We start from the raw sequence: 24,498 nt of genomic DNA, 5'->3' as shown, positions 1-24,498 counted from the left end.
CCAATTGACACTGCCGCCGCTCGTATCGTTCGCTGGAGCGAGCATTGTGCTGCGGCGAAAGGAAAGCAGATGCCCGTCGAGTTCGTCGGCATGATCGGCACCCAGGACGCGAGCGAGACCCGGTCCGCCAGAGGCCCGGTCATCGACCCCGCCTACGTCCGCCGGTTCGCCAGGGCGCACGAGGACGGCGGGTTCGACCGGGTGCTCATCGGATACGGCGCGGGCTGGCCGGAGGGCCAGCAGGTCGCGGCCTACGCGGCCGCCCACACCGAGCGCCTCGGCCTGCTCGTCGCCCACCGCCCCGGGTTCGTCGCGCCGACGCTGGCGGCGCGCGCGTTCGCCACCCTCGATCACTTCAGCGGCGGTCGCGTCGCCGTGCACACCATCACCGGCGGCAGCGACGTCGAGCAAGCCCGCGACGGCGACTACCTGGCGAAGGACGAGCGATACGAGCGCACCGACGAGTACTTGGAAATCCTCAAGCGTGCCTGGACGTCCGGGTCGGCGTTCTCCCACCACGGCAAGCACTACCGGCTCGACGACTACACCCCGCAGGTGCGGCCCCTGCAGAACCCGCGGATCCCGTTGTACTTCGGCGGTTCCTCGGAAGCGGCCTACCGGGTCGGCGGCAAGCACGCCGACGTGTTCGCCCTTTGGGGCGAGCCGCTGAGGGAAACGGCGGAGCAGATCGCTTCCGTCGGGGCGGCGGCGAAGGCGGCCGGACGGCTCACCCCGCCGCGGATCAGCGTGTCCTTCCGGCCCATCCTCGGCCCCACCGAGGAGCTGGCGTGGGAACGGGCCGAGCGGATCCTCGACAAGATCACCGCGTCCGGCGCGGCCAAGGCGGCCCGGGAATGGCGGGACGGCGGCCCGCCCACCAACGTCGGGAGCGTCCGGCTGCTGGCCGCGGCCGCGAAGGCCGACCGCCACGACCGTGCACTGTGGACACCACTGGCCACGGCCACCGGCGCCGCGGGCAACTCCACCGCGCTGGTCGGCACCCCCGAGACGGTGGCCAAGGCCCTGCTGGACTACGTCGACATCGGCGTCACCACGCTGCTGATCCGCGGCTACGACCCGCTCGACGACGCGATCGACTACGGCAGGGACCTGCTGCCGCTGGTGCGCTCCGAGCTGGCCCGCCGCGAGCGGCAGCCCGCCACGGCGGCCGCCGTATGACCCGCGCCCCCGCCCGCTGGGCCCCGCCGGAGGGCGTGGCGGTGCGCGGCACGGTCGTGCTGCTGCCCGGCCGGGGTGAGCACCCGGGGCTCTACACGCGGCTGGGCACCCGGCTGGCCTTCGACGGCTACCGGGTGGTCGCCGTCGCCTCCCCGGACGACGTCGCGGGCGAACTCCGCGGGAACCCGGTGCCGGTGGTGCTGCTCGGCAGCGACACCGGCGGCCTGGCCGCCCTCACCCTCGCCACCGAGCTGCCGGTGCACGCGGTCGTCGCGGCCGGTCTTCCGCTGTCGGCCGAGCACGTCGAAAACTCCTCGTGGGAAAGCGAGCTCGACGCGCGGACGGCGTGCCCGGTCCACCGCACGCTGCTCGAGGCCGACGACCGCCTCCGGCGCGGCGCCCTGCTCGCCGACCCAGCCGGCGTCCCGGCGGTGCTCCCCCGCGTCCCGGTGCTCGTCCTGCACGGCGGCGTCGACCGGGTCGCGGACCCGAAGGCCGCCCGTGCCCTCGCCGAAATGCTCCCGGCCGGCCGGTTCGCACTGGTCGAGGGCGGGCGGCACGACGTGCTCAACGACGTCGCCCACCGCAGCGTGGCCGCCGAGATCGTCCAGTTCCTGGAGTGGCTGCGCGCCGGGACGCGCGGGCCGGTCCTGGTCCGGGGATGATGGCGGGCATGCGCATCTCGGCCAGGGCGGACTACGCGATCAGGGTGCTGTTGGAGCTCGCCGCGGACACCTCGCGACCGATCACCTGCGAGGCCGTCGCCTCCACCCAGGACATCCCCGCCCGGTTCATCAAGGCGGTCATGCGGGACCTGCGCCAGGCCGGGCTGGTCCGCAGCCAGCGCGGCTGCGAAGGCGGCTACTGGCTGGCCAGGGCGGCCGCCGAGGTGACCGTGCGGGACGCCGTCGTGGCGGTCGACGGCGAGTTCCTCTCCGTCCGCGGCGAACCGCGCCCGGCGCTGGCCTACCACGGCACGGCGGCCGGGCTCACGCCGTTCTGGTCCGGCCTCGAAGCCGGGCTCGACGCGCTGCTGCGCGCCACGACCATCGCCGACCTGCTCGACGACGCGACGCCCGCCCGCGTCGCCACCTGAAAGGACTTCGCGTGAGCGACCTCTGGCACCAGCCCCTGCGGCACATCCGCGGCGCCGACCTCACCGGCGACACGAACCAGACGAGCGGCATGCGGCGGCTGGAGGCGATCTCCGGCAAGACCGTCGGGTCGTCGAAGGTGTGGATGGGCGAGACGCATGTCGCGCCGGTGACCAACTCGGGTGACCACCACCACGGCGAGGCCGAGACGGCGATCTACGTCAAGTCCGGCCACCCGGTGTTCGTCTTCGCCGACGGCGAGGAGGAAGTCCGGATCGAAACCGGGCCCGGGGACTACATCTTCGTGCCGCCGTACGTGCCGCACCGCGAAGAGAATCCGACCGACGAAGAGGCCGTCGTGATCATCGCGCGCAGCAGCCAGGAAGGCATCGTCGTCAACCTGCCGAGTCTCTGGTCCCCGGTCGACGTCCCCGAGGACTGAGCCGTGCCGCTCGACGTCGTCGAATACACCGATCCCGCCTGCCCGTGGGCGTGGGGATCGGAGCCGAAGTTCCGCCGGCTGCGGGCGGAACTGCCGGACGTCCGGTGGCGGCGGGTGTTCGGCATCCTCTTCGACGACGACGAGGACCCGGCGCCGGACCCCGCCGCCGAGGCCGCCTGGTACGCGAAGTTCATCGACGGCGTCACCGAGCACACCGGCGCCCCGAAGCCACCGCACCTGGCCTGGGTGGCGAAGACGAGCTGGCCGGCCTCGCTGGCCGCGAAAGCCGCGGAGGTGCAAGGGGAAACCGTCGCCGACCTGGTCCTGACGCGGCTGCGCGAAACGACGTTCCTGCACGGCACCCCGGCCGACGACACCGAGCGGGTACTCGCCGCGGTCGAGGGCGTGCCGGGCCTCGACCTCCCCGCGCTGCGGGCGGCGATGGCGAGCGACGAAGTCCGGCAGGCCGTCCGCGACGACTGGCGCGAAACCCGCAACCCCTGCCCGGAAGTCCTCGACATCACCGCTCCCGGGCCCCACAGCGGCCGCGCGAAGCACCTCGAACACCACGTCCGCTACGCCCTGCCGACGCTGACCTTCACCGGTTCCGGCGGCCGGTTCGTCGTGCCCGGCTGGCGTCCGCTGCGCGAATACTTCGACGCCGCGAGGGCTGCGACGGTCCACAGTGGATCTCTTCCCGGCTCGTGGGAACCCGGCCGTGGGCGTTGACTCCGCCCGGCCGCAGGGGAAAATAGACACACGCCGGTGACCATTTAGCCCGGCGCCGCAACCGAATCTCCGCGGCCGACACCGCATTGGGGAGTTCCGCATGCCCTCGAAACCCCGGCTCGCCCTGCTCGTGGCCACCCTGCTCGGTCTCGGCACCCTGACCGCGTGCGAATCGTCCACATCGGACGCATCCGGCCCGGTGGTGCTGCGGGTCGGCGACCAGACCGGTGCCACGCAGTCCCGGCTCAAGGCCGCCGGACTACTGGACAACCTGCCCTACAAGATCGAGTGGTCGCAGTTCGCCGCGGCGGTCAACCTCCACGAGGCCCTGCGCGCGGACGCGGTCGACATCGGCGGCGCCAACGACTCCCCCACGGTCACCGCGATCGCCGGCGGCTCCAAGATCAAGGTGGCCGCGGCCTGGAGCAACGGCGGCAAGGGCACCTACCTCCTGGTGCCGAAGGACAGCCCCGCGCACACGATCGCCGACCTCAAGGGCAAGCGGATCTCGCCCACCACCCGCGGCAGCGTCGCCCACTTCCTGGTCATCGGCGCGCTCAAGAAGGCCGGGTTGTCGGACAAGGACGTCACGCTCAACTTCCTCGCGCCGTCCGAGGCGAACGGTGCGTTCTCGACCGGCAGCATCGACGCCTGGGCCACCTGGAGCGTGTACGCCGCTCGCGCCCGTGGCGAGCTCGGGGCGCGGGTGCTCTCCGACGGAGCGGGCATCAACTCCGGTCTCAACGTGCTGTCGGCCACCGACAAGGCACTCGGCGACCCGCGCAAACGCACCGCCATCCAGGACTTCGCGAGCCGCGTCGACAAGAGCTACGCCTGGTCCAAGGACAACCCCGACGCGTTCGACAAATGGTACGCCGGCTTCGCGCACCAGCCGATCGAGATCGCCAAGCAGGTGCGGCCCGACGAGACGACCTACCAGCGCATCCCGGTCGACGCCGCGCTCGCCGCCCAGCTGCAGAAGACCTACGACACCTGGGTCCAGCAGGGCCTGTTCCCCGGCGGCAAGAAGCTGACCGACTACGTCGACTCACGCCTCGATCCGCGATGACCCGCGCCCTCGCCCGGCCGGTGGTCGTCCGCTTCCCGTACCGGGCTGTCTCCTGGTTGACCCCGGTGGCCGTCCTCGCGCTGTGGGAGCTCCTCGCGCGGACCGGGCTCCTGCCCAAGCAGGTGCTACCCGCGCCCAGCGGCGTTCTCGCCAAGGCCGGTGACCTGATCGCCGACGGCGAGCTGCCCGCCAACCTGGTGGCCAGCCTGCAGCGGTCGGCCACCGGGTTCGCCATCGGGGCGAGCCTCGGGCTCGGGCTCGGCCTGCTCGTCGGACTGTCCAAAGTGGCCGAAGCGCTGCTGGACCGCAGCATCCAGATGGTCCGCGCGGTGCCGTTCCTGGCCATCCTGCCGCTGGTGATCGTCTGGTTCGGAATCGGTGAGGCCGGGAAGATCTTCCTGATCGCGCTCGGCACCGCCGTCCCGCTCTACCTGACCACCGTGCTCGGCATCCGCCAGATCGACCCGAAGCTCCTGGAGATGACCGACGTCGTGGGCCTCGGCCGGGCCGCGCAGATCCGCTGGGTCGTGCTGCCGGGTGCATTGCCGTCGATCCTCGGCGGACTGCGGCTGTCGCTGACCGCGGCCTGGCTCGCTCTGGTCATCGCCGAAACCCTCGGCGCCGACGCGGGACTCGGGTTCATGGCCACCAACGCCCGCGAATTCCTGCAGACCGACGTGATCGTGCTCGTCGTGCTCATCTACGCCGTGATCGGGATCCTCTGCGACGTCGTCACCCGTCTCCTCGAACGCCGCCTGCTGCGCTGGCACCCCACCTACGCCCGCCTGACCGCCTGAGGACCCGCCATGACACTCTCCCGACGCACGTTCCTGACCGCAGCCGGGCTGACCGCCCTCGCCGCCCCGCTCGCCGCGTGCGCCACCGGCTCGGCCGGCGGCGCCACCCAGGGCAAGGTCCGGCTCACCTACAGCACCATCTCCGTCCCGAAGGCCCGGGGCGTGCTCGAAAAAACGCTCAAGGACCAGGGCATCACCGTCGAGTGGGTGGGCCCGTTCCCCAATCACGCGCCGACGCTGCAGGCCGTCGTCGGCGGCACGGCCGACTTCAGCTTCGGCGGCAGCACCACCCCGGCCGACCAGGCGATTCTGTCGGGGGCCGACCTGGTCTACGTCGCCTGGGCGGCCTCGACCCCGCGGACCACCGCGATCGTCGCCGGCGCTCACACCGGCATCGAGAAGGTCACCGATCTCGCGGGAAAGACCGTCGCGGTCAACAAGGCCGGGCTCGGCGAGTTCCTGCTGGTCGCCGCCCTCGAGAAGTACAACGTGCCACGCGAGTCGGTGAAGGTGACCTATCTCAACCCGCCGGAGGCCTCCGCCGCGTTCGGCGCCGGGAAGATCGACGCCTGGGCCATCTGGCAGGGCTTCCGCGAGATCGCCGAAGTCCAGTACGGCGCCAAGCCCATCTTCGTCGACGGCGACGAGCTGGACTTCCAGATCGACTTCACCAGCTACCTCGTCCGCCGCGACTACGCCGAGCAGAACGCCGACACCATCCGCAAGGTGATCGCCGCGTTCCAGGCCGACTACGAATGGCAGAACCAGCACTACAAGGAGTCCCTGGACATCGGCAACACCGTCTCGCACTACCCGCAGCCCGTCCTGGACAAGATGGCCGCCAAGAACGTCCGGACAAAGCTGGCGCTGATCAACGACGACGGGATCGCGCAGCTGCAGCGCGGGGCCGACTGGCTCACCAAGCGCAAGGTGCTCAGCGGCCCGATCACCATCGCCGACCACGCGGTGAAGCTGTGACCACCGCCGTGCGGGTGCGCGCGCTGACCAAGAGCTTCGGCCCGCGGACCGTCCTCGACGGACTCGACCTCGACATCGCGCCCGGCGAGTTCGTCGCGCTCATCGGCGAGAGCGGCTGCGGCAAGACGACGTTGCTGCGCCTGCTCGCCGGGCTCGACACCCCCGACGGCGGCCAACTGGCGGCACCGGCCGAGCGGATGGTCGTGTTCCAGGAGCACCGGCTGCTGCCGTGGCGGCGGGTGTGGCAGAACGTCGCCGTCGGCCTGCCCCGCGAGGCCGCGGCCCGCGCGCTGACCGAGGTCGGCCTGGCCGGGCACCTCGACGCCTGGCCGGTCACGCTGTCGGGCGGCGAGGCCCAGCGCGTCGCCCTCGCCCGGGCGCTCGTGCGCGAACCCCGGCTGCTGCTGCTCGACGAGCCGTTCGCCGCCCTCGACGCGCTCACCCGGATCAAGATGCACGCCCTGGTCCGGCAGCTCGTCGACGCGCACCGCCCGGCGGTGCTGCTGGTCACCCACGACGTCGACGAGGCCATCCTCCTCGCCGACCGCGTCGTCGCGATGCGCTCCGGCCGGCTCGCCGCCGAGCACCGCGTGGCCTTCGACGGCGAACGCAGCCGCCGCAACCCGGAGTTCGACGAGCTGCGGCACCGGCTGCTGGCCGAGCTGGGGGTCGCCGAACTGGCGGAGTCCCGGTGAAGGCCGACGTGCTCGTCATCGGCGGCGGCCTCGCCGCGACCTGGACCGCCTTGGCCGCGGCCCAGGCCGGCGGGGACGTCGTGCTGGTGGACAAGGGCTACTGCGGTACCAGCGGCGTCACCGCCACGGCCGGGGTCACGCACTGGTTCGTCGAGCCGCAGGACCACGAGCGCGCGGTGGCCGAGCGGCACGCGCACGCCGGTGGCCTCGCCGATCCCGAGCAGGCGCTGCGGGTCCTGCGCACGACGTGGGAGCGGCTGCCCACGCTGGACCGGTACTACCCGTTCCCGGTACGCGACGGCGAGCCCGACCGGACGAACAACGTGCGCGGGCCGGAGTACCTGCGGGCGATGCGGGGCCTGGTGCACCGCGCCGGCGTCCGGATCCTCGACCACCACCCGGCGCTGGAGCTGCTGCTGCGCCCGGACGGTTCCGCAGGCGGCGCGGCCGGGGTCCGGCGGCAGGCGGGCGGGGACTGGCAGGTGCAGGCGGGCGCGGTCGTGCTGGCCACCGGCGGCACGGCCTTCCGCTCGCACCTGCTCGGCTCGCGCGGCAACACCGGCGACGGCCACCTGATGGCCGTCGAGGCCGGCGCGCGGCTGTCGGGCATGGAGTTCTCGAACTACTACACCCTCGCCCCGGCCTTCTCGACGATGGCGCGGTCGATGACCTACCTGTTCGGCACCTACACCGACGCCGACGGCCGGGTCATCGACCTGCCGCCCGGGCCGGACCGCAACCGCGTCCTCGGCGCGGCGATGCTGCGCGGCCCGGTGTTCACCACGCTGGATCGGGCACCGGACTGGGTGCGCCGGAAGATGCCGGTGGTCCAGCCCAACTTCCTGCTGCCGTTCACCCGCCGCGGGATCGACCCCTACACCGACCGGTTCGAGGTCACCCTGCTCGGCGAGGGCACCATCCGCGGGGTCGGCGGGCTGGTCGTGGCTCCGGACTGCGCCACGGACGTGCCCGGGCTCTACGCCGCCGGGGACGTCGCCAGCCGGGTTCCGATCGTGGGGGCGATCTCCGGCGGCGGCTCGCCGAACTCGGCGTGGGCGGTTTCGTCGGGCACTTGGGCCGGGCGCGCGGCGGTCCGGTACGCCCGCGGCACGAAAGCTTCGCCGGTGCGGCCGGTCGGGCGGGCCGGGATCCGGCCGGGCGGCCGACCGGCCACAGTGGACACGACCGCGGTGGTCGACGTGGTCCGGGAGGAGCTGAACGCCTACGACAAGAACATGTTCCGGGACGAGACCGGTCTCCGCCGATCCCTGTCCCTCCTGGATTCCCTGTGGACGGACGTCGAGGCGGGCTGGACCGGCACCGGCCGCGACGCCGTGACCGCGCGGGAGACCGCGTCACTGGTGGCCGTGGGCCGCTGGGTCAAGGAAGCCGCACTGCGGAGGCGGGAATCCCTCGGCATGCACTGGCGCACCGACGAGCAGGAGGCCGCCGCGTGATCGAACTCGTCCTAGCCGACCGCTGCATCGCCTGCGACAAGTGCGTGCGAGTCTGTCCCACCGACGTCTTCGACGCCGTCTCGGACGCCCCGCCCGTCATCGCCCGGCAGAGCGACTGCCAGACGTGCTTCCTCTGCGAGCTGTACTGCCCGGTCGACGCGCTGTTCGTCGACCCGGACTGCCGCCACTCCGTGGCCGTCGACGAAACCGCCGTCCGGGCGGGCGACTGGCCCGCGCAGTACCGGCGCGACTCCGGCTGGGGCCGGGCCCGCCGCACCCACACCAACGAAAGCTGGCGGATGAGCGACATCTTCGCCGCCGCCCGCGCCCTGGGACAGGAGACCCCGTGACGCTCGAATTCATCGGTTACGCCGCCGACCGCCAGGCCAGCGAGATCCTCGCGCCGGAAGGCCCGGTCATCCAGCCCGGCTACCTGCGCGAAGTCGCCCGCACCCACGAAGAGGCCGGGTTCGACCGGGTGCTGATCGCCCAGTCGGCGAGCAGCCCGGACGGGTTCGTCCTCGCCGACCAGGTGCTCGCGGCCACCGAGCGGCTCGGCGTGCTGCTCGCCCACCGCCCCGGGTTCGTCGCGCCCACCCAGCTGGCCCGCAAGTTCGCCACCCTCGACGCGTTCCACCCCGGCCGGATCGCGCTGCACGTGATCACCGGCGGCGACGACGCCGACCAGGCCCGCGACGGCGACTTCACCGACAAGCCCACCCGCTACCGTCGCACGGACGACTTCCTGACCGTGGTCCGCCGGACGTGGGACTCGTCCGAGCCGTTCGACCACGAAGGCGAGTTCTACCGGGTCCGCGGCGGGCTCTCCGACGTCCGCCCGGCCGCCGGGATCCCGGTGTACTTCGGCGGCGCGTCCGCCGACGCCATCCGGGTCGGCGCCAAGCACGCCGACGTCTACGCGTTCTGGGGCGAACCCCTCGCTGGGATCGCCGAGCGCATCGAGCAGGTCCGCGCGGCCGCCGGCCGGGACATCGCGTTCAGCGTCAGCCTCCGGCCGATCCCGGCGGCCACCGAGGCCGAGGCGTGGGAGCGAGCGCGGGAGATCCTGCGACTGACCCAGGACCGCGTCGGCGAGTTCAAGGGCCGTCGGGATTCGAGCGAGGCCGTCGGCTCCCAGCGGCTCCTGGAGGCGGCGGCCACCGGCGAGGTGGTGGACGAGCGGCTGTGGACGGCGGTGGCGAAGACGACCGGGGCCGCCGGGAACTCGACCGCGCTGGTCGGCAGCTATGAGCAGGTCGCGGACTCGCTGCTGGACTACGTCCGGCTCGGCGTCGGCACGCTGCTGATCCGCGGGTTCTCGCCGCTGGCCGACGCCCGCGACTACGGCACCCTGGTCAGGCTGGTCCGGGAGCGCGCGGACGCGGTTACCGTCGGCGCATGAAACCGAGCACATCGCACTGGGGCGCCTTCTCCGCCGAGGTCGATGCCGACGGGCGGCTGCGCGTCGAGCCGCACCCGGCCGACCCGGCGCCGTCGCCGCTGCTGGGCAACCTGGCCGCCGCGCTGGACCACCCGAGCCGGGTGGCCCGGCCGGCGGTCCGCCGCGGCTGGCTCGAGGACGGCCCCGGCCCGGACGACCGCCGCGGCCGCGACGAGTTCGTCGAGGTGCACTGGGACGACGTCCTCGACCGGCTGGCCGCCGAACTCGACCGGGTCCGGACCCGGCACGGCAACCAGGCGATCTTCGGCGGCTCGTACGGCTGGGCGAGCGCCGGGCGGTTCCACCACGCCCAGAGCCAGCTGCACCGGTTCCTGAACACGATCGGCGGCTTCACCGGCTCTCGGAACACCTACAGCAACGGGACGTCGTCGGTGCTGCTGCCGCACGTCGTCGGCGACACGCACGCGGTGCTGCGCCAGGCGTCGACCTGGCCGACGATCGCCGAGCACACCGAGCTTATCGTCGCGTTCGGCGGGGTGCCGGAGAAGAACGTCTTCGTCACGCCCGGCGGGGTCACCGTGCACGGCACGCCGGGGCACCTCGCGCGGTTGCGGGCCCGGGTCGCGCTCGTCAGCCCGTTGCGGGACGACTTGCCATCCACAGTGGACGCTCACTGGTACCCGATCCGCCCCGCTACCGACACCGCGCTGATGCTCGCGCTGGCGCACACGCTGGTCGCCGAAGACCTGCACGACAGCGAGTTCCTGGACCGCTACTGCGTCGGCTACCCGGAATTCGAGCGGTACCTGCGCGACAAGAATCCGGAGTGGGCGGCCGGCATCACCGGCATCCCGGCCGCCGACATCGTCGCGCTCGCCAGGGAGATGGCCAAGCACCGCACGCTGATCACGGTCACGTGGTCGTTGCAGCGCACCGAACACGGCGAACAACCGGTCTGGGCGGGCATCGCGCTGGCGGCGATGCTGGGGCAGGTCGGCCTGCCGGGCGGCGGGTTCGGGCACGGCTACGGCTCGATGGGCGACGTCGGCGACACCGGCCCCGAGCTGCGCGTGCCGTACCTGCCGCAGGGCGTGAACCCGGTGGACGAGTTCATCCCGGTGGCCCGGATCGCGGACCTGCTGCTGCACCCGGGCCGCGAGTACGACTACGACGGCGAAGTCCGCCGTTACCCCGACACCCGGCTCGTCTACTGGGCCGGCGGCAACCCGTTCCACCACCACCAGGACCTCAACCGCCTGCGCCGCGCGTTCACCCGCCCCGACACGATCGTCGTCCACGAACCCCACTGGACGGCGACCGCGCGGCACGCCGACATCGTCCTGCCCGCGACCACGGCGCTGGAGCGGGAAGACCTCGGGTCCGGCCGCCGCGACACCCACCTGATCGCGATGCACCGGATCGCGCTGCCCGCAGGTGAGGCCCGCGACGACTACACGATCTTCACCGAGCTGGCGGCCCGGCTCGGCGTCGCCGAGGCGTTCACCGAAGGCCGTTCCGCGCGGGAGTGGCTGGAGCACCTGTACAGCTCCTGGCGCGCCGAACCGACGTTCGAGCGGTTCTGGACCGACGGCGAGCTGCGGCTCCCGGCCGGCCGCGAGCACCACACGCTGTTCGCGGACTTCCGCGCTGACCCGGTCGCGCATCCCCTGCGCACGCCGAGCGGCCGCATCGAGATCACGTCGGCGACCGTCGCGGGCTTCGGCTACCCGGACTGTCCCGGCCACCCGGTCTGGCTGCCGCCGACCGAATCCGGGCCGCTCTGGCTCATCGCCAACCAGCCGCACACCCGCCTGCACAGCCAGCTCGACGCCGGCGACGTCAGCAGCGCGGGCAAAGTGGCGGGCCGCGAGCGGGTCCGCCTCAACCCGGCCGACGCGGCGGCCCGCGGCATCACGACCGGTGACGTCGTCCGGGTGTTCAACGCCCGCGGCGCCTGCCTGGCGGGCGCGGTCCTCGACGACGCCCTACGCCCCGGCGTGGTCCAGCTCCCGACCGGCGCCTGGTTCGACCCGGTCGAGGACCACCCCACGGGCCCGCTGTGCGCGCACGGCAACCCGAATGTCCTGACCGCCGACATCCCCTCGTCCCGGCTGTCGCAGGGCTGCGCCGGCCAGCACGCCGCGGTCGACATCGAACGCTTCACCGGCCCCGCCCCGCACGTGCGGGCACTGCATCCCCCGCTTCGGGAAGGAAGCCGATGATCGACCTCCAGTCCGTGACGTCCGAGAGCCACCTGCGCGAAGCCTTCGGCTGCTTCCCCTCCGGCGTGACCGCGGTGTGCGCCCTCGTCGACGGACAACCTCGCGGGATGGCCGCCAGCTCCTTCACGTCGGTCTCCCTGGCGCCGCCACTGGTGTCGATCTGCATCCAGCGGACATCGTCGACCTGGCCCCTCCTCCGGAGGAGGCTGCGGCTGGGCCTCAGCGTCCTCGCCGAAGGACAGGACGACGCTTGCCTCAGCCTGTCCTCCCGGCAGGGCGACCGCTTCCGCGACGTCCAGTGGGAGCCCGGCCCGGACGACAGCGTCTTCATCAGCGGATCGAGCGCCTGGCTGGAGTGCTCGCTGCACGCCGAGGTGCCAGCCGGTGATCACGTGATCGCCCTGCTGGAGATCCACCGCCTCCGCACGGACCAAACCCCACCCCTGGTTTTCCACGGCAGCCGCTTCCGCCGGCTCGCCGCCGTCTGAGCCGCCGGCCTCACGCCGGCCGCAGCCCGCCGATCAGCAGGTCGAGCTGGTACTCGAAGTCCTGCTTGCAGTCACCGGCCTCCAATGCGGGCAGCACCCGGCGCAGGCTCGGCAGTGCCGCCGCGGTGGCCATCCGCCGGAAGTACGCCACCACGGGTTCGGCCCGGACCGCCGGGATGCCGGTCGCGGCGGTGCCGGTGAGCACCGAGCCGAACAGCGTCCCGAGCAACGACCGGTACGCGCGTGCCGCGTCCTCGCTGGGCTTCCTCGTGTTCGCAGTGGCCGGCCTGCTCGGCGCGGCGATGATCTCCCTGGTGCGCCGCAAAGCCGCCTTCGCAACGGCGCCCGCGGCCACGCCGACTACCCCGGTCACCTGAGCCGCAGATCGTCCGAAGACTGAGAACGGCCCGTCTGCCCGGGTCCGGGCCCCGCCAGGCCGGGCAGACGGCTGCCCGGAACCCGGCGAGGTAACCGGATTCCAATCTCGTTGCAGTGAGTACGGCACCGTCGCCCTCAACCTCAATCCCGACCGAGCGGCGACCGTGTGACGACCCGCCGCTGGCACAGTGTCGAACATGTTCTACTGTCGGCGGCGTCGGACAAGGTGGGAAGCCGTCACGCCCGGGCGGGTGCGCGGGATCGAGATCACCGGCTACCCGCTGCCGGCCACCCGGTCGAACGCCGCGCGCCGCGGGGTGGCCGTCGAGTTCGCGTACTCGCTCTCCGATCCCGACGACAGCTACGACGTCACCCAAGTGCTCCAGCACCTCTCGGAACCCGTCGCCCTCCGCGAGATGCGGCGGGTGACGCGTCCCGGCGGAGTCGTCGCCGTGCGCGACGCCGGCTACGGCGCGTTCCGGTGGCGGCCCGAGGACCCGCGGCTCGGCCACTGGCTGGACCTGCCGCCCATCATGATCTTGTCGCGAGCCGCCGGCAAGGACCGGTCGTGCCGGCCTTCCGCGATGGCGTTCAGCACTGCCGCTTCCTTCTCGGCCTGCGCGCGGGGACCTGCGATCACGCCAGGCGCGCCGGTGACCGGGAACGAGCGAGACCGACGTCTTCGACTACCGGTCACGCGACGTCGAGCTGTTCACCCTCGGCGAGGACATCTCGGCAACCACGACGGAACTCGGCGGATTTCCGCCACGACGTGCTACGACTTCAGTTTCCCGGAACTCTGGCGAGGTCTCGCCGACGGCGGGCGGCGCACCTCGCTCTCGTACCGGCCGCCTGGCCAGCTGCGCGACGCGGAACGCCAGGCGGGCCGCACTCACGAATCACCCGATATCGGAGCCGTTCGAAGAATCCTTCCGTTGCGCGAGCTGCTGCGCCGTTGACGAACCCGTGGCTTCGGCGGCGATTCGCTCGCGAAGGACGGAATGAACTGCCTCCGCCGCGCGTCTTTTCGACCACTTTGGACACCGCCCCAGGCGGCCGCGGCGTCGAGGAAGGGCGGCATGTTGATGTAGACGGTTCCCGTCTTGATGCGCTGCGCCAGCCGGTTCGCGGTGCGGACGTCCCGGCTCCAGATGACCGCGGCCAGCCCGTAGTCGGTGTCGTTGGCAAAGTCGGCGAGCTCGTCGGGGTCGTCGTAGGACAGGACCGACAGCACCGGCCCGAAGATCTCTTCGCGGGCGATGCGCATGTCCTGCGTGACGCCGCCGAACACGGTCGGACGGTAGAAGTTGCCCGCGGCGAGCTCACCTTCGCCGCGTGAGCCCCCGGTGCGCAGGTGCGCGCCTTCGTCTTGACCGATGCGCACGCAAGCGTCGACGCGGTCGACCTGCTCCGCGGTGACCAGCGGACCGAGCTGGGTCCGTTCGTCGAACCCGTTGCCCACGGTCATCGCCTCCGCCGCACCGGCGAGCTTGTCGGTGAACTCCTCGGCGCGACGGGAGTCGACGTCGAAGCGAGTGTAGGCGGTGCGCCGCAGACAACGCTGACGCCACAGGCAATGACGCCGGCGATACCGCCGACGAACGCAGCTGTTTGCAGGGTGGGGCGCCAGTTGTCGGACCGTTTCGAACAGCTCCGTGAGGTACTGCTGGTTTTCGAAGGAAAACGTGCCGCCGTCGTCGAACGTGCGGGGATCGACGATTTTCAAGAAGAATAGCCGATCGGGTACGTTGCTCCGCGTTCCCGGTATTTGTCATTCTTTTGTCCAATAAGGGGCATGTCCGCGCGGATCAGTTCGGCTTTCGCCGTCGTATCGTTGAGGAACGCGGGCAGGGGCGCCGGTACCGCAGGGTGGTTCTTTCTGCGATCACCCTCGATGCGGCGCCCGTGACGTGCTGGTGCGCCCGGGTGATCGTGGACACGACTCGGACAACCCAGTGGCGTCGAGCTGGTACACCGACGCGTCGGTCGTCCTCGACCTCGACGGGCGCGTCCAGCCGGTCGTCGAACGAGCCGAGCCGCCCGACGCGGACGTCACCATTGGCGCGGACGGCTTCTCCAGCGCGCCCGGGCAGGGGAGTTCAAGCTCGGCGAGCAGGTCTGATCCCCGAGCCGGTCGCGCAGGGACAAGGACCGCGCACGCAAAGGCAAGCCGGGAGAGGCCCGGGCTTCCATACTTCCGGTCCAAGCCGACCGAAGACGGTCCCGTCGACCAAGGAGCAGCCATGAGCGGATCGGGTCCCGGGCAGGACAGCACCTCGCTCGCCAAGAACGTCCTGGGTGTGCCCGGCATCGTGTTCCTGGTGCTGGCCGCGGTGGCGCCGCTGACCGGGATGGTCGTGGTCGCGGCCATCGGCATCGCCGTCGGCAACGGCGGCGGCATGGTCGCCGCGTTCCTTCTCGCCACGGTCGTGCTGCTGCTGTTCGCCGTCGGCTACGCCCAGATGTCGAAGGTTCTGACCAGCGCGGGCGGTTTCTACGCTTTCGTCGTCAAGGGCCTGGGCAGGACCATGGGCCTGGTCGCCGGGTTCGTCGCGATGCTCGGCTACAACTGCTTCGTCGCCGGCGCCATCGGCACCAGCGGATTCTTCACCGGCACCGTCCTCAAGGACGTCTTCGGGCTGGACCTCGACTGGATCGTTTGGAGCGCGGTCTCGGTCGTGCTGGTCTTCCTGCTCAGCCGGCGCGGCATCGACGTCAGCGCGAAGGTTCTCGGCGTCTCCCTGGTCCTCGAGGTGTCCATCCTGCTGATCATGGATTTCGGCGTGCTGTTCCGGCACGGCTTCTCCTTCGACGTCTTCGATCCGTCCGTCATGCTCCAGGGCGCGAGCGGGCTGGCGTTGCTGTTCGCCGCAAACGCCTTCATCGGCTTCGAAGCGACCGCCCTGTTCGGCGAAGAAGCGAAGAACCCCAAGCGGACAATCCCGCGGGCGACCTACATCGCCATCGGCTTCATCGGGGTCTTCGCCGCCTTCACCACCTGGGCTGTGGTCACCGCGATCGGCGTGGCGCAGGCCCAGGATGTCGCCACCGCGCACCTGTCCACCGGAGACCTCGTGTTCTCGGTGTCGCAGGACTACCTCGGCGACGCGCTGACCAAGGTGATGATGCTGCTGCTCGTGGTCAGCCTGTTCGCGGCCCTGCTGGCCCTGCACAACTCGGCGACCCGCTACCTCTACGCCCTGGGCCGCGTCGGCGTCCTGCCCCGGCTGTTGGGCCACACCCGCGCCCGCAACGGCGCGCCCCGGCACGCCGCCCTCGCCCAGCTGGCCTTCGGCTCGGTGGTGGCGCTGCTGTTCCGGCTCGCCGGACTCGACCCGGTCGCCGACCTGACGGCCAGCATGACCGGCTTCGGCACGCTCGGCATCCTCGCCCTGCAACTGCTCGCGGCGCTGGCGATCCTGGTCCACTTCCGCCGCACCCGCGACCCCCGGCTCACCCGGACGCTGATCGCGCCCGGCCTGGGTGCGGTGGGCCTCGGGCTCATCGTGACCCTGGCGATCATCAACTTCCCGACCCTGGCCGGCTCCAGCAACGGCCTTGTCCCCCAGCTGCCCTGGCTACTGCTGATCGTCGCACTGGCCGGGCTGCTGGTCGCCACTTGGCTGCGCAAGCGCCGCCCCGCGGTGTACCAGGCCCTGGACACCGACCTCGAACGCGAACCGGCCGCCACCCCCACCGATTCCATGGGACACACCATGGAGGAAACCTCGTGACCGACCTCGCCGGCACCGCGAACTGGCTGCCCCTCAACGGGCTCGAACCCGACTTCGACGCCAACAACCGGAGCCCTCGACCGCGCTGGCCGACCGCGAAGTGGTGGTCACCGACGACCGGGGCACCCGGATCATCCACCGCTTCGGCGCCGGCACGGTCGGCTGGGACTACGCCCCCGGCGCCACCGACCCGCTCCCGGCGGCCACCGGAGAGGATCACTACGAAGCCTTCCACGTCGCCGAAGGGCTCGTCTACGCGCAGTTCCACCACACGGACGAGCCGACCGAAGCCGTCAGCCTGTTCCTCGGCTTCACCACCGGGCACGCCCTTTCGGTGATCACCACGATCGCCGAGCCGGCGCCGACCACAGCGCTGATCGGCCGACGCGTGCTGTAGGTGTACAGCGAGGAACACGCCTACGAGCACGTTGACCGCAGCCCGCCGTGGTACACGTGGCAGTGCCTCGCGGGGCCGGCGCATTGCCTGGCCGACACCGACGAAAACACCGTCTACCAGCTGCGCCCCGGCATCTACGTCTTCACCTGGCGGGAGAAGGTGATTCCGTGCGCCGCGGTCACTGTGGCCGACCACCGCAACGCCCACGACCTCGCTCCCTCGGGGCGCTGTTCGGCTTGGACGAGACGGGCCCGGACACCACGCACTCACCTTCGGCACGTTCGGGCACCTGCTCAGCACCACCGTCCGCCCCGCCCATCTCGACCCGGCACAGCCTGACGGAGACCGGTCGTGAGCACACAGCTTCAGGGAGCGGCTCGTTCCGCCAGCGTCTTTCCCCCCGAGCTCCAGCGTTCCGGTGGCACTTCGGTCAGCAGCACGCGGATGGACGCGTCAGGTGCGCCGAGGCTGTCGCGGCCATGCCACCCACTTTACCGAACTTTCGGTAAAGAAGTACTAGAGCCTGTTTTGATGTGCTGACCAGCGGAACTTCTGGTCGGCATTGTTGGTGCGGCGTGTCTGGGGTCAAATAGACGAGGTCTCCGGTAGACCGATCAACGACCAAGCTGATCAAGAACACCGGAGACCTCGTGCCCAGCCTAGCGGCGACGGGGCGAGCTGATCTGACCGACGCGCAGTGGGCGATCCTGGAACCACTGCTGCCCGTCGGTAAGAAGCCCGGCCGCCCACCGACATGGACCAAGCGCCAGCTTCTGGACGGTATCCGCTGGCGTTCAGAGGTTGGTGTCGGCGCCTCCGGCCGTCAACGCAGAAACTCGAGCAGCAGCGCGGTGAGCTCCCGCGGTCGTTCTTCGGTGAGCCAGTGGCCGGTGTCGGCCATTACCCGGGTCTCGACGTTCGAAGCGTAGCCCTTCCACTGTGTACCGACGGCACTGCTCAGCGCCTCTTCGCCACCGACGGCCAGGACAGGCATCTTCAGTGGCCCCGACTCACGGAACTTCTCGTTCTGGGCAATGTCGGTGTGCAGCGCTTGGTACATGTCCATCCACGCCTTGAACCGGCCGGGCTCGCGGAGGTAGCGGGCGTAGAACTCGTAGTCGCCGTCGTCGAACGCGCTGTCCACTGCCAGGTACTGCTCGATGAACCCCTTGACCAGGTCACGCTCGTGCCCGCGGACCAGATCCTGAGCGAAGTCCTTCTGGAAGAAGCCCAGGTGCCACGTCGAAAGCTCACCCTCGGGCGAGAAGGCCGGGAACGTGTAGAGGGACCGGTCGGGGATGGGCCCCTCCATCACCACCATCCTGCTGACCTCGCTGGGCCACATCGCGGCGTACGGGTAGGCAATCCACGCGCCGATGTCGTGGGCCACGATCCGGATGCCCTTGTCGAGGTTGAGGTGGGCGAGCAGCGTATGCACGTCGTCAGCCAACTGTGTCGTGTCATAGCCGGTCTCCGGAACTGAGGAGTCACCGGTTCCACGAAGGTCGACAGCGACCACGGTGTGGTTCTTCGCGAGCGCCTGAAGTTGCGGCTCCCACTCGGCGGACGTCTGCGGAAAGCCGTGCAGAAGAACGACCGGTGAGCCGCTGCCTCCCCGGAGGTAGTGCATCCGGAAACCGTTCACCCACGCGTAGTTCGACTGGTAACCGAGCGGCCGGGCGGACGATTCGTTGGTCTGGCCGGCGGCGCTCGGCGCGGCAGCCGACTCCGGCCTTGCGGTCACGGCGGCATCGGCCGAGACCAGGCCGGTCCCCACGACAGCGGTGGCCGCAGTGACGGCGGCAACCACCGCTCTGGTCAAGGCAGTCATTCTCTTTCTCATGTTTTCCCCTGAAAGTGTGATCGGCCCCGGGCCGATCGGTTGGTCGGCGAATGCGCGAGTTCGCTGTCGCTCAGCGGTCGAGGGCAGCCATGTTGGCTTCGTCGTAGCGGTCACCGACGGCAGACTCCAGGTTGTTCAGCCGGGCGACGTGGTCGTCGGTGAGCCCGATGCCGTCGGCGGCGGTGTTTTCCTCGAGCCGGTCGATGCGGGTGGTGCCGGGGATGGGGGCGATGTCGTCGCCCTGGGCGAGCAGCCAGGCCAGGGCGACCTGCGCGGGGGTGGCCTCGGCTTCGGCGGCGACCGCGTTGACCTCGTCGACGATGCGCAGGTTGAGTTCGAGGTTGCCGCCGGTGAACCGCGGGTTGGTGCGGCGCCAATCGTCGGCGTCGAGGCCGTCCAGCGAGCGGATGGTGCCGGTGAGGAACCCGTGGCCGAGCGGCGAGTACGGGACCAGGCCGATCCCGAGCTCGCGCAGGACCGGCAGCACCTCCGTTTCGAGGTCGCGGGTCCACAGCGAGTACTCGGATTGCACCGCGGCGATCGGGTGCACGGCGTGCGCGCGCCGGATCGTCGTGGGGCCTGCCTCGGACAGGCCGATGTGGCGGACCTTGCCCTCGGCGACCAGGCCGGCCAGGGCTCCGACGGTGTCCTCGATCGGGGTGTCCGGATCGACGCGGTGCTGGTAATAGAGGTCGATGTGGTCGGTGCCCAGGCGCCGCAGCGATCCCTCGACGGCGATCCGGATGCCGGCCGGCGTGCTGTCCGGACCGGGGCGCCCGGTGTGCGAGACGAGGCCGAACTTTGTGGCCAGGACGACTTCGTCCCGGCGCCCCTTGACGGCGTGGCCGACCAGCTCTTCGTTGACGAAGGGGCCGTAGACCTCGGCGGTGTCGAGGTGGGTGACGCCGAGGTCCAGGGCGTGCCGGATCGTGCGGATCGACTGGTCGTTCAGCCGGCCGGCTCCGGTGTAGAAGGCTGACATTCCCATCGCGCCGAGACCGATGCGGGAGACCTTCAGTCCTCCGAGTGACGTGGTTTGCATGGTGATGTCCTCTTCCTGAGGTGAGGTCGGCTACTTAAGTTCCGATCGGTACAGAACGCTAGCACATCAGGACCGATCGGTACTAAAGTCTGGGTCATGAGTGGTTCGCGGAGCGCGGCGTTCGGCCGCCCCAGGGAGTTCGACCTCGACGAGGCGCTCGAGCGCGCCATGCAGGTGTTCTGGGCCCGGGGGTACGACGGCACGAGCCTGACGGATCTGACCGGCGCCATGGGAATCACCAAGTCGAGCATGTATGCCGCGTTCGGCAACAAGGAGCAGCTCTTCCGCAAAGCCGTGGAGCGCTACGCCCAGGGGCCGGCCTCCTACGCGACGCGCGCCCTGCACGAGCCCACCGCACGAGCGGTGGCCGAGGCATTCCTCCGGGGAGCCGTCCGGACCACCACATCGCCCGGCGCCCCCGCCGGCTGCCTGTCCGTTCAGGGCGCACTGGCGCTGAGCGAGCAGGGCCGCCCGGCACACGACGTGCTCCTCGACTGGCGCAACGATGCGGGCGTACGGCTCGAGGAGCGCTTCCGGCGTGCTGTCGACGAGGGCGACCTCGGGCCGGACGCCGATCCGAGGCGTCTCGCCCGGTTCGTCATGACGATGGGATTCGGCATCGCGGTCCAAGCCGCGAACGGCCTGGGGACCGACGAACTCGACGAGATCGTCGCCACGGCGCTGCTCGCCTGGCCGGGCCAGTAGCCCCGCACCTCATCTGACGAACGAATCCGGAAGGAAAGCGGTGGGAGAACGCGAAAGACGGCCGACCGGTGTCGGGATCGTGGGCCTGAGCGCGTCGGGAGGATGGGCGGCCGGAGCACACCTGCCCGCGCTTTCGGCCGTCGACGGCATGGAACTGACCGCTCTGGCGACGAGTTCCGAAGCCTCGGCGGTCGCGGCCGGCGCCGCGTTCGTGGTGCCCGGCTACGCGTCGGTCGAGCAGCTCGCCGACGACGAGAACGTCGACCTGGTGGTCGTCGCGGTCAAGGTGCCCAGGCATCGCGAGCTGATTTTGCCCGTGCTGGCGGCGGGAGTACCGGTGCTCAGCGAGTGGCCGCTCGCCGTCGATCTGGCCGAGGCCGAAGAAATGCACCAAGCCGCCAGCGGGACGCGGACCTTCGTCGGGCTCCAAGGGCGTTCCTCCCCCACCGCCCGCTGGCTGGCCGACCTCGTCACCGGCGGATACGTGGGAAAGGTGCTGTCCGCGACGGTGCTGGCGTCATCGGTCGAGTGGGGCACCCCCGTCTCGGAGCGCATGCGGTACACGCTCGACCGCGCACTCGGGGCCACGATGCTCACCATCGCCTTCGGGCACACCATCGACCTGGTGTCCATGATCGTCGGCGAGTTGCAGGACGTAGTCGCTTCGACAGCGGTCCGGCGACCGCTCGTCCCTTTGGACCGCACCGGCCGGACGGTCCCGATGACGGCCGAGGATCAGATCGCCGTCTCGGGCACGTTGCCGGGCGGAGCCGTTCTCTCCGTCCATCACCGCGGCGGAACGCTGTCGGGACCTGGGTTCTCTCTTCTGGTCGACGGCACCGAGGGAACCCTCGAGGTCACCGCCGCCGGCGGGTACCCGCACCTCGGCCCGGTCACGGTACGCGGGTCACGCGGTCGCGCCCGGCTGTCGGAGCTGACCTTGCCCGACGGCTACGACGATTACCCCCAGCTGGCCGGAACACCGATTCACACCTTGGCGCACGCATACGCGGCGGTCCGCGACGATCTCACCCGCGGCACCGCGACCGCCCCGGACTTCAGCCACGCCGTCAAACGTCACCGGCTCCTGGACGCGATCGGCCGATCCGCTGCCGAAGGACGACGAGTGTCTCTCCCCGGCCTCTGACAAGGAAATCAAGAACAACACCGTCACACCGAACGCGATTCCGATCCCGGTAGCGCACAGGCGCGCCTGGGCCGGAGTCGTCTCGCCGAGCCTCGGGTCTTCGCCCTGGTCATCGCCGGACGTCACATAGTTCGTGAACCCGACTCGAAGGTCGGCCACGAAGTTGGGTTGCTCGGGCCCACGCACCGGCCGAGGTTGGGGTCGCCCTGAGGAATGTGCTGCACGTGGGCTCTCAACCGCTCTTGATCGGCTTGGTGCCGGTGAACAGCATTACACAGTCCTGGTTACTGAGCAGTTGACTGCTTCGCGGTCCCGGGCGTTGTCGTCGCAGTCTGCTTTCGCTGCTGAACAGCCTTTTGCTCTTCGGCCTCGGCTTTGGTGACGACGCTCTGCCAGGCGTCCAGCACCGCCAGGGCGGCGTCATGGGCGTCAGGTGTTCGATACGAGCGCGGTCATTTCTCTCACTAATTTTACTGGGGCACAACTGGGGCAAAGCCCCTTCCAGAACCGCACTCAACCGCGCTGAAGTTCGTTCAACTGCCGCAACTGCCCCAGCTGGCCTGCGGACTCACCAAAACCGCAGGTCAACAGGCCTTGCACACCTCACTGGCAGTGAGAGGGTCAGTGATCTGTACCGCCTGGAGTTCCTCGGTCCGTTTGAACGCGATCGCAACGCCCCGCGCCGAGGCCGGCGACCCGCAGCAGGCGCTTCGAATCGCCTACACCTACCAGCTCGAACGCGGTTCGAGTCGACCGTGTTGGTGCGCGTCCTCCAGGCCCGCTCCGCTGTGTTTCCGCCGCCACCAGACGTCGGCGACGGAGGTGGTGCCACCATCTGCAGCGCGGCGACGCCAGCGTGCTCTTCGGCTCCATACCGCCCAGTCGCCCGGATATCGTGGTACTGACGCTCTTCGCCAGGCCGCTGCCGGCGACAGTTCCGGCGGACGGCCCACTCGTCGAGGCTGGTCCGGACGATATCTTGCTCACAATGAGCACGAGCGGAATCAGCGCCGGGCCCGCCCACGTGTGCTAGCCGTTGCCACGCGCCGACCGCGCAGCCGTTGGGCCGCGAACGTGGTGCTTTGACCGTATTCACCTGCCTTGGCGAGTTCGATCTCGAACCTCGGCTCGAACTTGACCTCAGTGTTCTCCAACGCTGTGATCTTCCAGTTAAAAAGGCTCTTGATGCCAGGCCCGGACCGACCGCCAGTTTGATCCCATACGTAGAGGTACTCCTGGCCACTGCCATCCTTGCGCCATTTAAACTCGAGAGAGTACGGCTCAACGAGCCGGGATGCACCGTCGTACGTGATATCGAGCAGGGTCTGTTCCTGCCCGGCACGCATGATCGGCGTACGCAGTTCAGGAGGAAAGAATGCGAGCTGGTTGTGCTCGCCATATCGGAACGTTGAGAACAGTGACCGCATTTCCTCCTTGAACGCCTCGACAGCGGCCGTGAACTCCATGCGACTGGAAGCGACACAGACGATCTTGTTCCAGTAGCCACGCATGATCTCGAACGGCACCGCCAGCAACAGCCTGAGCGCGGCCTGCGGACTGGGCTCGAAGATCGTCTTACGCAGAAAAGTGGCCACGACCTGCTTCTTGTCCACTGCGACGTCATTGTTCACGAAGATCGAGTAGACCAGGTCGAACAAGTCATTGGACATCTGTCGCTGCAACAAGCACTTGAGCTTGTCAGCCAGAGCTTCCTCGAGGCTGACGACCGCAAGTTTGGCCGCACAGTCCGCCTGGTCGGAGTAGGGATGAATGAGGTCGCGTTGTTGAATCGGCAGATAGAGGCGTCCGAACTCGGTGACGTCCATGCGCAGCGCGATCGACATCTTGCCTGGCTTGCCGTAGAAGTCCTCGAAGTACAACGCGAACTTATGCACGGTCTTACTGGCGTCGATGGCGCGCCGCCCCGTTTGCGCGTTTCGGTCCAAGTCGAACTCGACGCCCGTGCGCGCCTGGATCATCCGGCATACGTTGTTCAACGTCTCGAGGAACTGGTCCGGACGCAACCCGGTCGGTGCGGCGAAGTCGAGGTCACCCGAGAACCTGGTGTTGGCGAAGTAGCCCTTGCGGAACGCGTTTCCACCCTTGAGAACGAGCCGGTCACTCGTCAACGTTTCATTGCCGTAGAGGCCGGCCAGCAGCCACCCGTACAGATAATCGCGCTGCACGTTGACAGCATGGACCCCGAGTTGCTTCCCGGCGGCGTCGATTTCATCCCGGTCGATCACCTGGAAAACCTCCTGACTGCACGGCCCATTCGCCACCAATTGTCCACGCACGGTACCGACTTTCCCCACGCGGGGTGGCCCAGCGCAGATGCGGCGCTCGACGGATTCGGCAGCAGCGGCCGCATCGGCTGGATCCCGCACGCTAATCCTCGACACGGAGAACACGCCCGCAAGTATGCTGACGCTCCGCCCCCGCCCCTCAGGACGCCGTTCGACGTGGTCAGTGCACGTGCTCTGCAGCGACAAGCTGGGTCCATCTGGCGATCGTTTGGCGACGGCGACTTGAGACATCAGCTCTGAAGCTGCCCTGCGGAGAGGACAAACGCCCGCGAGCTGCGGAGTTACACGTTTCGCCTGGTCGGACCAGGCGCCGCACTTCCCTGACACGGAGGAGGTCGTTGGGCCACGCTAGCGTCCGACGCCGCCTAAAGATTCAGGTCAGAGGCCCTCGCCG

Annotated in this window: 26 protein-coding genes and 2 pseudogenes; 22 read left to right on the top strand and 6 right to left on the bottom strand. The window is 70.0% G+C overall.

The genetic code is table 11. The annotated features are described in order from the left end of the window. Positions 1-69 precede the first annotated feature (69 nt). The 14 genes from H5965_RS20375 (at position 70) to H5965_RS20310 (ending at position 12,552) form a co-directional block, all read left to right on the top strand. Positions 70-1,179: an LLM class flavin-dependent oxidoreductase gene (locus H5965_RS20375; RefSeq protein WP_310971620.1), complete on the top strand. Its 1,110-nt coding sequence runs from the start codon at positions 70-72 to the stop codon at positions 1,177-1,179. Further along, on the top strand, positions 1,176-1,844 hold the full coding sequence (locus H5965_RS20370) for a serine aminopeptidase domain-containing protein (RefSeq protein ID WP_310971619.1): 669 nt from the start codon (positions 1,176-1,178) through the stop codon (positions 1,842-1,844). The genes H5965_RS20375 and H5965_RS20370 overlap by 4 nt, the downstream gene beginning before the upstream one ends. A gap of 8 nt (positions 1,845-1,852) precedes the next feature. Continuing rightward, positions 1,853-2,275 carry an Rrf2 family transcriptional regulator gene (locus H5965_RS20365; RefSeq protein WP_310971618.1) on the top strand — a complete coding sequence of 141 codons (423 nt, stop codon included), beginning with the start codon at positions 1,853-1,855 and terminating at the stop codon, positions 2,273-2,275. 11 nt (positions 2,276-2,286) lie between these two features. Then, the gene (locus tag H5965_RS20360) at positions 2,287-2,715 is read left to right on the top strand and encodes a cupin domain-containing protein (protein ID WP_310971617.1); all 429 of its coding nucleotides are present in this window, start codon (positions 2,287-2,289) and stop codon (positions 2,713-2,715) included. A 3-nt stretch (positions 2,716-2,718) separates the two neighbouring features. Then, the gene (locus H5965_RS20355) at positions 2,719-3,444 is read left to right on the top strand and encodes a DsbA family protein (RefSeq protein WP_310971616.1); all 726 of its coding nucleotides are present in this window, start codon (positions 2,719-2,721) and stop codon (positions 3,442-3,444) included. A 100-nt stretch (positions 3,445-3,544) separates the two neighbouring features. After that, entirely contained in the window at positions 3,545-4,513 is a 969-nt protein-coding gene (locus H5965_RS20350; protein WP_310971615.1) for an ABC transporter substrate-binding protein, read from the top strand. Beyond that, a complete protein-coding gene (locus tag H5965_RS20345; protein ID WP_310971614.1) occupies positions 4,510-5,310 on the top strand; it encodes an ABC transporter permease subunit in 801 nt (266 codons plus the stop codon). Before H5965_RS20350 ends, H5965_RS20345 begins: the two co-directional genes overlap by 4 nt. Positions 5,311-5,319: 9 nt before the next feature. After that, positions 5,320-6,288: an aliphatic sulfonate ABC transporter substrate-binding protein gene (locus H5965_RS20340; protein ID WP_310971613.1), complete on the top strand. Its 969-nt coding sequence runs from the start codon at positions 5,320-5,322 to the stop codon at positions 6,286-6,288. Next, positions 6,285-6,983, top strand: coding sequence for an ABC transporter ATP-binding protein (locus H5965_RS20335; RefSeq protein WP_310971612.1), 699 nt, complete (start codon positions 6,285-6,287; stop codon positions 6,981-6,983). Before H5965_RS20340 ends, H5965_RS20335 begins: the two co-directional genes overlap by 4 nt. Then, positions 6,980-8,440 (top strand): FAD-binding protein, encoded by a 1,461-nt coding sequence (locus H5965_RS20330; RefSeq protein ID WP_310971611.1) that lies wholly within the window; start codon positions 6,980-6,982, stop codon positions 8,438-8,440. The genes H5965_RS20335 and H5965_RS20330 overlap by 4 nt, the downstream gene beginning before the upstream one ends. Next, a complete protein-coding gene (locus H5965_RS20325) occupies positions 8,437-8,790 on the top strand; it encodes a ferredoxin family protein (protein ID WP_310971610.1) in 354 nt (117 codons plus the stop codon). The genes H5965_RS20330 and H5965_RS20325 overlap by 4 nt, the downstream gene beginning before the upstream one ends. Beyond that, entirely contained in the window at positions 8,787-9,842 is a 1,056-nt protein-coding gene (locus tag H5965_RS20320) for an LLM class flavin-dependent oxidoreductase (protein WP_310971609.1), read from the top strand. Before H5965_RS20325 ends, H5965_RS20320 begins: the two co-directional genes overlap by 4 nt. Continuing rightward, entirely contained in the window at positions 9,839-12,064 is a 2,226-nt protein-coding gene (locus tag H5965_RS20315; protein WP_310971608.1) for a molybdopterin-dependent oxidoreductase, read from the top strand. Before H5965_RS20320 ends, H5965_RS20315 begins: the two co-directional genes overlap by 4 nt. Continuing rightward, on the top strand, positions 12,061-12,552 hold the full coding sequence (locus H5965_RS20310) for a flavin reductase family protein (RefSeq protein WP_310971607.1): 492 nt from the start codon (positions 12,061-12,063) through the stop codon (positions 12,550-12,552). Before H5965_RS20315 ends, H5965_RS20310 begins: the two co-directional genes overlap by 4 nt. Positions 12,553-12,562: 10 nt before the next feature. On the opposite strand, the gene H5965_RS20305 is transcribed toward H5965_RS20310, so the two are convergent. Continuing rightward, positions 12,563-12,757, bottom strand: coding sequence for a hypothetical protein (locus tag H5965_RS20305; protein ID WP_310971606.1), 195 nt, complete (start codon positions 12,755-12,757; stop codon positions 12,563-12,565). Here H5965_RS20305 and H5965_RS20300 point away from each other — a divergent pair. Together H5965_RS20300 and H5965_RS20295 are read left to right on the top strand one after the other, a co-directional pair. Then, on the top strand, positions 12,750-12,929 hold the full coding sequence (locus H5965_RS20300) for a hypothetical protein (RefSeq protein ID WP_310971605.1): 180 nt from the start codon (positions 12,750-12,752) through the stop codon (positions 12,927-12,929). The two genes, H5965_RS20305 and H5965_RS20300, sit on opposite strands and share 8 nt — an antisense overlap. A 198-nt stretch (positions 12,930-13,127) precedes the next feature. Continuing rightward, positions 13,128-13,889, top strand: a complete 762-nt coding sequence (locus tag H5965_RS20295; RefSeq protein ID WP_310971604.1) for a methyltransferase domain-containing protein — start codon at positions 13,128-13,130, stop codon at positions 13,887-13,889. Here the strand turns inward: H5965_RS20295 and H5965_RS20290 are convergent. Continuing rightward, positions 13,823-14,656 carry an aldehyde dehydrogenase family protein gene (locus tag H5965_RS20290; RefSeq protein WP_310971603.1) on the bottom strand — a complete coding sequence of 278 codons (834 nt, stop codon included), beginning with the start codon at positions 14,654-14,656 and terminating at the stop codon, positions 13,823-13,825. The genes H5965_RS20295 and H5965_RS20290 overlap by 67 nt on opposite strands. A 517-nt stretch (positions 14,657-15,173) precedes the next feature. On the opposite strand from H5965_RS20290, the gene H5965_RS20285 reads away from it, so the two are divergent. The 3 genes from H5965_RS20285 to H5965_RS20275 all read left to right on the top strand — a co-directional run bounded on the left by H5965_RS20285 (position 15,174) and on the right by H5965_RS20275 (position 17,400). Further along, positions 15,174-16,664, top strand: coding sequence for an APC family permease (locus tag H5965_RS20285; RefSeq protein WP_310971602.1), 1,491 nt, complete (start codon positions 15,174-15,176; stop codon positions 16,662-16,664). A 103-nt stretch (positions 16,665-16,767) separates the two neighbouring features. After that, positions 16,768-17,061 carry a MoaF N-terminal domain-containing protein gene (locus H5965_RS20280; protein ID WP_310971601.1) on the top strand — a complete coding sequence of 98 codons (294 nt, stop codon included), beginning with the start codon at positions 16,768-16,770 and terminating at the stop codon, positions 17,059-17,061. Beyond that, positions 17,062-17,400 carry a MoaF C-terminal domain-containing protein gene (locus tag H5965_RS20275; protein ID WP_310971600.1) on the top strand — a complete coding sequence of 113 codons (339 nt, stop codon included), beginning with the start codon at positions 17,062-17,064 and terminating at the stop codon, positions 17,398-17,400. A 26-nt stretch (positions 17,401-17,426) separates the two neighbouring features. Here H5965_RS20275 and H5965_RS46170 read toward each other — a convergent pair. Then, positions 17,427-17,519, bottom strand: a pseudogene (locus H5965_RS46170) (4-oxalocrotonate tautomerase family protein); the annotation flags it as partial. Between the two features lie 168 nt (positions 17,520-17,687). Here H5965_RS46170 and H5965_RS46165 point away from each other — a divergent pair. Continuing rightward, a pseudogene (locus H5965_RS46165) lies at positions 17,688-17,867 on the top strand (transposase); the annotation flags it as partial. A gap of 17 nt (positions 17,868-17,884) precedes the next feature. Here H5965_RS46165 and H5965_RS20265 read toward each other — a convergent pair. Together H5965_RS20265 and H5965_RS20260 are read right to left on the bottom strand one after the other, a co-directional pair. Next, a complete protein-coding gene (locus H5965_RS20265) occupies positions 17,885-18,892 on the bottom strand; it encodes an alpha/beta hydrolase (RefSeq protein ID WP_310971598.1) in 1,008 nt (335 codons plus the stop codon). Positions 18,893-18,974: 82 nt separating this feature from the next. After that, entirely contained in the window at positions 18,975-19,946 is a 972-nt protein-coding gene (locus H5965_RS20260; protein WP_310971597.1) for an aldo/keto reductase, read from the bottom strand. Between the two features lie 96 nt (positions 19,947-20,042). Between H5965_RS20260 and H5965_RS20255 the strand changes: the two genes are divergently transcribed. Continuing rightward, a complete protein-coding gene (locus H5965_RS20255; protein WP_310971596.1) occupies positions 20,043-20,651 on the top strand; it encodes a TetR/AcrR family transcriptional regulator in 609 nt (202 codons plus the stop codon). A 40-nt stretch (positions 20,652-20,691) separates the two neighbouring features. Then, entirely contained in the window at positions 20,692-21,798 is a 1,107-nt protein-coding gene (locus H5965_RS20250; protein ID WP_310971595.1) for a Gfo/Idh/MocA family oxidoreductase, read from the top strand. 1,004 nt (positions 21,799-22,802) lie between these two features. Here the strand turns inward: H5965_RS20250 and H5965_RS20245 are convergent. After that, a complete protein-coding gene (locus tag H5965_RS20245; protein ID WP_310971594.1) occupies positions 22,803-24,209 on the bottom strand; it encodes a nucleotidyl transferase AbiEii/AbiGii toxin family protein in 1,407 nt (468 codons plus the stop codon). Positions 24,210-24,498 lie beyond the last annotated feature (289 nt).

This window comes from Amycolatopsis sp. 505 (genome assembly GCF_031625235.1).
GTDB lineage: Bacteria > Actinomycetota > Actinomycetes > Mycobacteriales > Pseudonocardiaceae > Amycolatopsis.
This window is presented reverse-complemented; position numbering and strand designations above follow the sequence as displayed.

Bases quoted from the DNA above. Each gene is read 5' to 3' on its own strand.
- H5965_RS20375 (WP_310971620.1), top strand. From the start codon at position 70: ATGCCCGTCGAGTTCGTCGGCATGATCGGCACCCAGGACGCGAGCGAG.
- H5965_RS20370 (WP_310971619.1), top strand. From the start codon at position 1,176: ATGACCCGCGCCCCCGCCCGCTGGGCCCCGCCGGAGGGCGTGGCGGTG.
- H5965_RS20365 (WP_310971618.1), top strand. From the start codon at position 1,853: ATGCGCATCTCGGCCAGGGCGGACTACGCGATCAGGGTGCTGTTGGAG.
- H5965_RS20350 (WP_310971615.1), top strand. From the start codon at position 3,545: ATGCCCTCGAAACCCCGGCTCGCCCTGCTCGTGGCCACCCTGCTCGGT.
- H5965_RS20345 (WP_310971614.1), top strand. From the start codon at position 4,510: ATGACCCGCGCCCTCGCCCGGCCGGTGGTCGTCCGCTTCCCGTACCGG.
- H5965_RS20340 (WP_310971613.1), top strand. From the start codon at position 5,320: ATGACACTCTCCCGACGCACGTTCCTGACCGCAGCCGGGCTGACCGCC.
- H5965_RS20315 (WP_310971608.1), top strand. From the start codon at position 9,839: ATGAAACCGAGCACATCGCACTGGGGCGCCTTCTCCGCCGAGGTCGAT.
- H5965_RS20310 (WP_310971607.1), top strand. From the start codon at position 12,061: ATGATCGACCTCCAGTCCGTGACGTCCGAGAGCCACCTGCGCGAAGCC.
- H5965_RS20295 (WP_310971604.1), top strand. From the start codon at position 13,128: ATGTTCTACTGTCGGCGGCGTCGGACAAGGTGGGAAGCCGTCACGCCC.
- H5965_RS20285 (WP_310971602.1), top strand. From the start codon at position 15,174: ATGAGCGGATCGGGTCCCGGGCAGGACAGCACCTCGCTCGCCAAGAAC.
- H5965_RS20265 (WP_310971598.1), bottom strand. From the start codon at position 18,892: ATGACTGCCTTGACCAGAGCGGTGGTTGCCGCCGTCACTGCGGCCACC.
- H5965_RS20260 (WP_310971597.1), bottom strand. From the start codon at position 19,946: ATGCAAACCACGTCACTCGGAGGACTGAAGGTCTCCCGCATCGGTCTC.
- H5965_RS20255 (WP_310971596.1), top strand. From the start codon at position 20,043: ATGAGTGGTTCGCGGAGCGCGGCGTTCGGCCGCCCCAGGGAGTTCGAC.